Raw genomic sequence first — 9,025 nt, 5'->3', positions numbered from 1 at the left:
GCGTGCAGCTGCAAGGCGGAGGATTGAGACATGGCGGAGCCATGGTGATTGACGACAACGCGGCAGATGTGCGTGCCCAGCCCCGCGACGCCGCCTCCCATTTGCCGGTCGGCCTTAGGAGGGGCAATGGAGCCCAACATCCTGCTCGAAGCCCTCATCGACGAGGCGGGCGTCTCCCGGGCAGGTCTTGCCGCGCACATCAATCAGGCCGGGCGTGCCCGCGGTCTGTCCCTGCGGTACGAACACACGGCCGTGGCCCGCTGGTTGAAGGGTCAGCGGCCCCGCGGACAGGCGCCCGACCTGATCTGCGAGGTGCTCGGCGACCGGCTGCGCCGCCCGGTCTCCCTCGGCGACATCGGCATGGCGACCCGCGGCGGCGGGGGCACGGCCGCGCCGGGCTCGACGCTCACCGGCTTCGTCGAGCGGGCCACCGCGTTGTGGCGCTCGGACGAACAGCAGCGCCCGCACGTCATCGCCGCGGCCACGGTCACCGGTACGACAGCGGTGATGCCCGTGTGGGAGTGGGAGAACCCGCCCGAGGACGCCGACGTCTCCCGCGTCGGTCCGACACGCGTCGGCATGGCCGACATAGCGATGCTGCGTGCCGCCCGCACCCACTACGAACTGATGTACCGCAGGGCCGGCGGCATCGCGACGCGTTCCCGCATCGTCGGCTTCCTCAATGCCGAGACCGCCCCGCTGCTGCGCGGCGGTTACAGCGACGCGACCGGCCGCCGGCTGCACCGGGCGACCGGCGGGCTGGTGGCCGTCGCGGGCATCTGCGCGTACGACTCCGACGCGCACGGTCTCGCCCAGCGCTACTTCCACCAGGCGCTGCGGCTGGCCAAGGCGAGCGGGGACCGGGGGCTCGGCGGGTATGTGATCGCCCTGCTGGTCAACCAGTCGCTGTTTCTCGCCGACTACCGGCAGTCCGTCGCCTTCGCGGAGGCGGCGCTGCGGGCGGCGGGACGGCACATCACGCCCGCGCTGGCGGCTGATCTGTACGCGATGCAGGCGAAGGCGTACGCACACCTCGGTGACGGCCGCAGCGCCCTGGAGTGCATCCGGCGAGCCGAGTCCGAGGCCGAGCGCATCCGCCCCGGCCACGAACCCGACGAGACGGGGTACGTCGAACCGGGCCTGGTCAATGTGCAGGTGGCGGAGACCCTGCTCAGCCTCGGCGATCTGCTGGGGGCTCGGGAGCACGCCGCGGCTGCGGTCAGTACCCCGGCGCACGACCGGGGCCGGGTGCACCGGCTGGCCATGCTGACCCATATCGAGCTGCGGCAGGGGGAGGCGGACCGGGCGGCGGGCACGGCCGCGGAGATGGCGGAACGGGCCCGGGGGATGGAGTCGCAGCGGCTGCGGGACCGGCTGCGGGCGGTGCGCGAGGATCTGGTCGGGAGCGGCTGCGCCGACGCGAAGGAGGCCGCCGAGCTGATCGACGGGGCGTTGCGCGTACCGCTGTGAAGGTACGGGACGTATGCCGGGAACGTTCCCCTCCGGCGCTGTTCCTGCTGCCATGTTGCCACCAACGTGTCGGAAGGTGGCAGAACTATGCAGTGGACGAATCTGAACGAACAAACTGTGTATGAGAACCGCTGGTTCCGGGTCAATCTGGCGGATGTCGTTCTTCCCGACGGCCGTCATCTCGACCACTACCTCGTCCGGCTCCGGGCCGTCGCCGCGGCGACCGTCGTCAACGAGGCCAACGAGGTACTGCTGCTGTGGCGGCACCGGTTCATCACCGACAGCTGGGGCTGGGAGCTCGCCGCGGGTGTGGTCGAGGACGGCGAGGACATCGAGGCAGCGGCCGCCCGGGAGATGGAGGAGGAGACCGGCTGGCGGCCGGGCCCGCTGCGGCCGCTGCTGACCGTGGAGCCGTCGAACGGCCTCACCGACGCCCGGCACCACCTCTACTGGGCCGAGGAGGCGACCTGGACCGGCCCCCCGCAGGACGACTTCGAGTCGTCGCGCCGCGAATGGATCCCGCTCAAGCTGGTGCCGGACATGATCGCCCGGGGCGAGATCCCGGCCGCCAACATGGTGGCCGGGCTGCTGATGCTCCATCACTTACGGATCGGGCACTCTGAGGCGCGCAGCACACGCGATCGGGGCCGGCCGGGACATCCCCGGCCGGCCGGGCAGGCGGTACGACGACCGGCAGGTCAGGAGTACGGGTAGAAGCCCGAGCCCGTCTTGCGGCCGAGCCGTCCCGCGTCGACCATGCGCTGGAGCAGCGGGGGAGCGGCGTACAGCGGTTCCTTGAACTCGGCGTACATCGAGTCGGCGACCGAGGCCACGGTGTCCAGGCCGATGAGGTCGGAGAGCTTCAGCGGGCCCATCGGGTGGGCGCAGCCGAGCTCCATGCCGTTGTCGATGTCCTCGCGGCTGGCGATACCCGACTCGAACATCCGGATCGCGGAGAGGAGATACGGGATCAGCAGAGCGTTGACGACGAATCCGGAGCGGTCCTGGGCGCGGATCGGATGCTTGCCCAGTACGTCCTGCACCAGTGCCTCGGACCGCCGGACCGTCTCGTCGGACGTGGTCAGCGCGGGGATCAGCTCGACGAGCTTCTGCACCGGGGCCGGGTTGAAGAAGTGGATGCCGATGACCTGGTCCGGGCGGGATGTCGCCACAGCCAGCTTCACCAGCGGGATGGAGGAGGTGTTGGAGGCGAGAATCGCGTCCTGCCGGGTCACCACCTGGTCGAGCACCTGGAAGATCTCGGTCTTGACCTGTTCGTTCTCCACGACGGCCTCGATCACGAGATCGCGGTCGGCGAACTCGCCGAGGTCGGTGGTGAAGCTGAGGCGGTTGAGTGTCTCGTCGCGCTCCTCCTCGGTGATCTTTCCGCGTTCGGCGGCCTTCGAGAGGGAGTTGTGGAGCCGGGTGCGACCGATCTCCAGCGCCTCGCCGGTGGTCTCGGCCACCATGACGTCGAGTCCGCTGCGGGCGCACACCTCCGCGATGCCTGCGCCCATTTGGCCACAGCCGACCACTCCGACGCGTGCAATGTCGGCCATAGAGTCCGTCACCTCATGCCTTTCGCTGGTCTCCGTTCGGCGGGCTCCCGTCTGATTCCGGTCCCCGCCTCGACCCCCCGACGTTACTCCGCGGCCTACGGGTCATGACGGGCCGGGGCGGGCATGCTCTGCGTTACCCCCGATGCCGGGGTGACGGACGAGGACACAGAGACGGCAGGTGCAACGAAATGCGGCAAATGGCTCGAAGGGGCTTTGTGGCGGGTGCGGCCGGGGTGGTCGCGGGGATGATGACCTCGGTGGCGGGTGCGGCCGAGGCCGTCGCCGTACCACGGGAAGTGCCGGTTCCGTCCGGGGCGGGTGCGTTGCCCGGGCCGGGTGTGAGCCTCCCGCGCGTCGCCCGGCGCGAGATGCGCGGTATGTGGGTCGCCACCGTCGCCAACATCGACTGGCCCTCCGCGCCCGGTCTGACGGCGGCGGCGCAGCAGGCCGAGCTGATCGCGTACCTCGACGAGGCCGTCGCCCGGCGGCTGAACGCCGTCGTCCTGCAGGTCCGGCCGACCGCCGACGCCCTGTGGCCGTCCTCCTACGAGCCGTGGGCCCAGTACCTCACCGGCGTCCAGGGGAAGGACCCCGGCTGGGACCCGCTGGGCACCGCCGTCCGCGAGGCGCACCGCCGCGGCCTGGAACTGCACGCCTGGTTCAACCCGTACCGGGTCGCCAACCACACGGACCCGTCCCGGCTGGTCCCCACCCACCCGGCGCGGCTGCACCCCGACTGGGTCCTGCCGTACGGCGGAAAGCTCTACTACAACCCCGGACTGCCCGAGGTGCGCCGCTTCGTCCAGGACGCCATGCTCGACGCGGTCCGCCGCTATGACATCGATGCCGTCCACTGGGACGACTACTTCTACCCGTACCCGGTCGCCGGACAGGTCTTCGCCGACGACGCCACCTACGCGAAGTACGGCGCGGGCTTCCCGGACAAGGCCGCCTGGCGCCGCGACAACACCGACAAGCTGGTCCGCGAGATGTCCGCGGGGATCAAGAAGATCAAGAAGCACGTCCAGTTCGGGATCAGTCCGTTCGGTGTCTGGCGCAACGCGGGCACCGACCCGCTCGGCTCGGACACCAGGGCAGGGGTGCAGACCTACGACGACCTGTATGCCGACACCCGAGGTTGGGTCAAGAAGGGCTGGATCGACTACATCTGTCCGCAGATCTACTGGAACATCGGCTTCGCCGCCGCCGACTACGCCAAGCTGCTGCCCTGGTGGGACGCGGTGGTACGGGGCACGGGTGTCGACCTCTTCGTCGGCGAGGCGCTCTACAAGGGCGGTGACCCCGCCCAGCCCGCCGCCTGGCAGGACCCGGCCGAGCTCTCGCGCCACATCGACCTCGCCGCCCGCTACGACCAGGTCCGCGGGCATGTCTACTTCTCGGGCAAGGACGTGGTCACCGATCGGGCCGGCATGATGGCGCGCGTCGTGGCGGACCACTACCGCAACAGAGTGCGCCCTCCCCGCTGACCCGAGGGATCTCAGGCGGAGGGGGCGCACCGAGGGGTGGCGCGGTCGGGGCGGTGCCGTGTGCCCGGGGAACCTACGGGGTCTCCGGGCTCCGGTGCAGGACCCCGGTGTGCTGGACGATGGTGTCGGGACCTGGCGAAACCAGGTGTTCGTGTCCGTCCTCGGAGCGGACGCGGTACGGGGGAGCGCCCTTGTCCCCGAGCACTTCGAGGATCTCTGCGACCCGGTCGTGCTGCCCCACGGTCCTGCCGTGCGTCAGCAGCCGGTCGCCCGCGTGTGCCTCCATCTGGAGTGACCTCCTCACGGGTGACGGTCCATGTCGACAAGTCTATGACCGGATCCGCCCACGCACCGGGCGTACCAGTGACTCTTTTCGGATCGGGCGGGAACCGGCCACGGCTGAGGCCGCCGTGGCGGGTGCGTCCGGGCCGTCGTGGGTCACGCCGGAGACCCCCTGGCGCCGCGCCCCCGCCCGCTGGGTGGCCGCGATGCAGACGAGCACGGCCACCGCCGCCACCGGTGCGGCCGCCGAGACCTTCTCGCCGAGGAGCAGGAACGACCACACCAGAGTCAGCAGCGGCTGCGCGAGCTGAAGCTGGCTCGCCCGGGGGACCCCGATCTCCGCCATGCCGCGGTACCAGACGTACAGGCCGACGAAGGTGGAACCCGCCGCCACCCAGACCAGGCCGATGACCCCGTGCGTGCTCAGCCGCACCGGCTCGAAGGAGAGCGCGACCGCCGCGCCCGCCACCATCAGCGGCGCCGCGAGGACCAGTGCCCAGCCGATCACCTGCCAGCCCGGCATGACCCCGGCCAGCCTGCCGCCCTCGGTGTACCCCGCCGCGCACACCAGCAGCGCACCGAACAGACAGAGATCGCCGGAGGAGAGCGCGCCGCCGCTCTGCTGCACGGTGAACACGATCACCACGGCCGCGCCGGCCAGTGCCGCGATCCAGAAGGCACGCGGCGGACGCGACCCGGTCCGCAGTGACGAGAGGACCGCTGTGGTCAGCGGCAGCAGCCCCACCACCACGGCCGCGTGCGAGGAGGTGGAGGTCTGCAGGGCCAGCGTGGTCAGCAGCGGGAACCCCACCACCACACCGCCCGCGACGACCGCGAGCCCGCCCCAGTGGTGGCGGTCGGGCACCGGGACCCGTCCCGCAAGCAGCACGGTGCCCGCGATCAGTGCGGCGAGCAGGCTGCGCAGGGTCACCAGGGACCAGGAGCCGAAGCTCTCCAGTCCCCAGACCGTGGACGGGAAGGTCAGCGAAAAGGCGACGACGCCGAGCCCGGCGAGCAGTGTGCCGCTCCGGCCCGCCGAGGGGGCAATCGCTGCCGAAGGGGAAGTAACCGCTATCGCTACCTGACGGGTAGCGCTATCCTTTGCTGTCATGCAAGAGCGTAGCAGCGTTGCTGGCCTGGTGAGTTCTCTTCGAGGTGAGCTGAATCGCTACCCACCTGGTGGGAAGCTGCCGTCGAGTCGGGCACTCGTGGAGCGATATCGAGTCAGTCCGGTGACCGTCTCCCGGGCGATCGCGCAGCTCGCCGCCGAAGGGCTCGTCGTGACCCGCCCCGGCTCCGGCGCCTTCCGGGCGGAGCCCCGTACCGACGTGCCCCCGCCCGGCGACACCTCCTGGCAGGAGGTCTCCCTCAGCGGCGACGGCGGACCGGAGGTCGTGCCCCGTACCGTCGACGCGTCCGGCGTCCTGGTCACGCTCACCGCACCGCCGCCCGGCGTCATCGAGCTGAACGGTGGTTACCTCCACCCCTCGCTCCAGCCCGAACGGGCGCTCGCCGCCGCCCTCGCCCGGGCCGGGCGCCGCCCCGGAGCCTGGGGCCGTCCTCCCACCGACGGGCTTACCGAGCTCCGTGCCTGGTTCGCCCGCGAGATCGGACCCTCGCTCACCGCCGCCGACGTACTCGTCACCGCGGGCGGCCAGAGCGCCCTGGCCACCGCTCTGCGCGCCCTCGCCCAGCCCGGCGCCCCCGTCCTCGTCGAATCACCCACCTACCCGGGCATGCTGGCGGCCGCCCGTGCCACCGGACTGCGTCCCGTCCCGGTCCCGGTCGACGCCGACGGGGTCCGCCCCGAACTGCTGGCCGCCGCCTTCCGCGCCACGGGCGCACGCGTCTTCGTCTGTCAGCCGCTCTTCCAGAACCCGACCGGCGCAGTCCTCGCCCCGGACCGCCGACGTGAGGTCGTCCGGATCGCCCGCGATGCGGGAGCGTTCGTCGTCGAGGACGACTTCGCCCGCCGCCTGGTCCACGACGACGCGGGCCCGCTGCCCGCGCCGCTCGCCGCCGAGGACCCCGACGGCGTCGTCGTCCATGTCTGCTCTCTCACCAAGATCACCTCGCCGAGCCTGCGGGTGGGTGCGCTGGCCGCCCGCGGACCGGTGCTGGAACGGCTGCGGGCCATCCAGGTCGTCGACAGCTTCTTCGTCCCGCGCCCGCTCCAGGAAGCCGCGCTCGAACTGGTCGGCTCCCCGGCCTGGGGTCACCATCTGCGTTCCGTGCCGACGGAGCTGAAGAATCGGCGGACCGCCATGACGACCGCCCTGCGGCTCGAACTGCCCGAACTGTCGCTCCCGCGCATCCCCGCGGGCGGCGGCAGCCTCTGGCTGCGGCTGCCGGATGCCGAAGCCGGCCCCGACGAGGCGGCGTTGGTCTCGGCCGCGCTGCGCGCGGGTGTCGCGGTTGCGCCGGGCCGTCCGTACTACTGCGCCGAACCCCCGGCCGCCCAGGTGCGGTTGAGCTTCGCCGCGGTCGCCGGGGCGGGCGAGATCGCCGAGGGCGTACGACGGCTGCGCACCGCCTGCGACAAACTCTTCGCCGCCCCCGGGCGCCGCGACCTATCCTCCGGGCATGGCTGACATCCTCCAGGAGCGTTACGAGATCTCGCCCGACCCGGCCCGGCTGGACCCGGACCGGATCCACCACTGGCTTTCCACCGACGCCTACTGGGCGCTCGGACGTACCCGCGAGATGCAGGGGGCATGGTGCCCACAGGGGCGGGGTCCGTGCCCCGGGGGCCGCGACGCACGGCCCCGGGACAGCGTGGGCCGCGGGGGATCCGGGTGACGCGAACCGGGCCGCGTCACGGCTCACGCGAGCTCTGTGGGCTCGTCCTGAAGCCCGGACCCGATCTGCTCCCGCAGCTCCAGTCCGTCCGCGTGGCCGCGCACCCGGACGGCCAGCTCGGTGGTGGCGCGGACCACTTCCTCCGGCTCACCGGCGAGGGCAAGCGTGCATTTCGTCTCGCTGGGGTATTCCCGGCAGTCGGCGACCTTCCGCATGAGGCACCTCCCTGCTCCCTTCCACTCTAGGGCGGTGTGCACGCCAGGGAGGGGGGAGGGGGAGGCGCCAGTGCGCTCACAGCCGTACGGAACTGTCCGGCTTCGCCCGGTGCGCCTGGTCATTCACCCTTGTGTGCGGCGGCAGCGAGCGTCAGGGCCTCCGCGACGCCGGTCTCCGCGGCGACTTTGTCGATACCGAGCCCGGTCAGCACGCCCTCGCCGTCCTCGTGCTCCAGGAGCGCGAGCAGGATGTGCTCCGTGCCGACATAGTTGTGCCCCATCCGCAGGGCCTCCCGGAACGTGAGCTCCAGCGCCTTGCGTGCCCCGGCGTCGTACGGAATGAGGTCCGGGAGCTCCTCGGCCGCGGGCGGCAGCGCCTCGGTCGCGGCCTGCCGGACGGCGTCCAGCGCGACGCCCTGCGCCTTGATGAACGCCGCGGCGAGCCCCTCCGGCTCACTGAGCAGCCCCAGCGTCAGATGCTCCGTACGCACCTCGTCGTTGCCTGCGGCGCGGGCCTCGTTCTGTGCTGCCATCACGACGTTCCGTGCCCGCTCGGTGAACCGGCTGAACCCCTGGCTGGGGTCGAGATCCGACGGCTCGCCGGGATCCTTGGCGACAAAGCGCTTCTGGGCCGCCTGCCGGGTGACTCCCATGCTCTTTCCGATCTCCGTCCAGGAGGCTCCCGAGCGGCGCGCCTGATCGACGAAGTGGCCGATCAGGTGGTCGGCCACGTCGCCGAGGTGATCAGCGGCGATGACCGCGCCCGAGAGCTGTTCGAGAGCGTTGGAGTGAACTTTCTTGATGGCTTCGATCAGTTCGTCGAGCCGTACCGGATTCGTCATGCTCACTGGTTTCGCCATGTGTCAACCGTAGGTTGACAGTCGTGGCGTGTCAACCATCGGTTGACAGTGCAGGGGGGCGACGCTCGGCCCTGCGGGCGGCTCAGTCGGCCCGCTGCTCGGCCATTCCCAGCCATCGGCCGACCTCGCCCGTCGGGAGCTCCGCGATGGAGGCGGAGCGAGGGGATGGTCGGCACGGCCGGTCAGCCGCCCGGTGAGGGGCGTGTCGAGGGCGAGCGCCTGGTCGAGTCCGTCATGGTCGAGCCGGTCCGTCGTTGTGCCCGGCGGCAGCTCATGGATCGTGACCACGGCGTGGTCGACCTGGGCAGTCGGCTCGGTCGCGGGGGCCGGGAAACCCGCGGAGCGGAGTGCGT

The 9,025-nt window shown here is 71.4% G+C and carries 8 protein-coding genes and 2 pseudogenes; 5 read left to right on the top strand and 5 right to left on the bottom strand.

Going from position 1 to position 9,025, the window contains the following annotated elements:
* Positions 1-126: 126 nt before the first annotated feature.
* Positions 127-1,470, top strand: coding sequence for a transcriptional regulator (locus tag AB0915_RS20615; protein ID WP_366692461.1), 1,344 nt, complete (start codon positions 127-129; stop codon positions 1,468-1,470).
* 87 nt (positions 1,471-1,557) lie between these two features.
* Positions 1,558-2,085, top strand: a pseudogene (locus tag AB0915_RS20610) (NUDIX domain-containing protein); the annotation flags it as partial.
* A gap of 83 nt (positions 2,086-2,168) precedes the next feature.
* Here AB0915_RS20610 and AB0915_RS20605 read toward each other — a convergent pair.
* Complete coding sequence (locus AB0915_RS20605; protein WP_358859867.1) at positions 2,169-3,029, bottom strand: 3-hydroxybutyryl-CoA dehydrogenase; 861 nt, start codon at positions 3,027-3,029, stop codon at positions 2,169-2,171.
* 215 nt (positions 3,030-3,244) lie between these two features.
* On the opposite strand from AB0915_RS20605, the gene AB0915_RS20600 reads away from it, so the two are divergent.
* Positions 3,245-4,516, top strand: a complete 1,272-nt coding sequence (locus tag AB0915_RS20600) for a family 10 glycosylhydrolase (protein ID WP_366692463.1) — start codon at positions 3,245-3,247, stop codon at positions 4,514-4,516.
* Between the two features lie 73 nt (positions 4,517-4,589).
* Here the strand turns inward: AB0915_RS20600 and AB0915_RS20595 are convergent, their stop codons facing one another.
* Together AB0915_RS20595 and AB0915_RS20590 are read right to left on the bottom strand one after the other, a co-directional pair.
* Positions 4,590-4,802: a DUF1918 domain-containing protein gene (locus tag AB0915_RS20595; protein ID WP_366692460.1), complete on the bottom strand. Its 213-nt coding sequence runs from the start codon at positions 4,800-4,802 to the stop codon at positions 4,590-4,592.
* Positions 4,803-4,844: 42 nt separating this feature from the next.
* Positions 4,845-5,909 (bottom strand): DMT family transporter, encoded by a 1,065-nt coding sequence (locus AB0915_RS20590; RefSeq protein ID WP_366692459.1) that lies wholly within the window; start codon positions 5,907-5,909, stop codon positions 4,845-4,847.
* On the opposite strand from AB0915_RS20590, the gene AB0915_RS20585 reads away from it, so the two are divergent.
* Positions 5,908-7,389, top strand: a complete 1,482-nt coding sequence (locus AB0915_RS20585) for a PLP-dependent aminotransferase family protein (RefSeq protein WP_366692458.1) — start codon at positions 5,908-5,910, stop codon at positions 7,387-7,389. The two genes, AB0915_RS20590 and AB0915_RS20585, sit on opposite strands and share 2 nt — an antisense overlap.
* A pseudogene (locus tag AB0915_RS20580) lies at positions 7,382-7,507 on the top strand (GNAT family N-acetyltransferase); the annotation flags it as partial. The gene AB0915_RS20585 and the pseudogene AB0915_RS20580, both read left to right, overlap by 8 nt.
* 113 nt (positions 7,508-7,620) lie before the next feature.
* Here AB0915_RS20580 and AB0915_RS20575 read toward each other — a convergent pair.
* Positions 7,621-7,812, bottom strand: coding sequence for a DUF1059 domain-containing protein (locus tag AB0915_RS20575; protein WP_366692457.1), 192 nt, complete (start codon positions 7,810-7,812; stop codon positions 7,621-7,623).
* 119 nt (positions 7,813-7,931) lie between these two features.
* Complete coding sequence (locus AB0915_RS20570) at positions 7,932-8,672, bottom strand: Clp protease N-terminal domain-containing protein (protein WP_366692456.1); 741 nt, start codon at positions 8,670-8,672, stop codon at positions 7,932-7,934.
* Between the last annotated feature and the right edge of the window lie 353 nt (positions 8,673-9,025).

The organism is Streptomyces sp. NPDC048411 (genome assembly GCF_040704695.1).
In the GTDB taxonomy this organism is placed as follows: Bacteria; Actinomycetota; Actinomycetes; order Streptomycetales; family Streptomycetaceae; genus Streptomyces.
This window is presented reverse-complemented; position numbering and strand designations above follow the sequence as displayed.

What these genes read in the sequence shown, in the direction of transcription:
- AB0915_RS20605 (WP_358859867.1), bottom strand. Translation starts at nt 3,029, where the DNA reads ATGGCCGACATTGCACGCGTCGGAGTGGTCGGCTGTGGCCAAATGGGC.
- AB0915_RS20615 (WP_366692461.1), top strand. Translation starts at nt 127, where the DNA reads ATGGAGCCCAACATCCTGCTCGAAGCCCTCATCGACGAGGCGGGCGTC.
- AB0915_RS20570 (WP_366692456.1), bottom strand. Translation starts at nt 8,672, where the DNA reads ATGGCGAAACCAGTGAGCATGACGAATCCGGTACGGCTCGACGAACTG.
- AB0915_RS20595 (WP_366692460.1), bottom strand. Translation starts at nt 4,802, where the DNA reads ATGGAGGCACACGCGGGCGACCGGCTGCTGACGCACGGCAGGACCGTG.
- AB0915_RS20575 (WP_366692457.1), bottom strand. Translation starts at nt 7,812, where the DNA reads ATGCGGAAGGTCGCCGACTGCCGGGAATACCCCAGCGAGACGAAATGC.
- AB0915_RS20585 (WP_366692458.1), top strand. Translation starts at nt 5,908, where the DNA reads ATGCAAGAGCGTAGCAGCGTTGCTGGCCTGGTGAGTTCTCTTCGAGGT.
- AB0915_RS20590 (WP_366692459.1), bottom strand. Translation starts at nt 5,909, where the DNA reads ATGACAGCAAAGGATAGCGCTACCCGTCAGGTAGCGATAGCGGTTACT.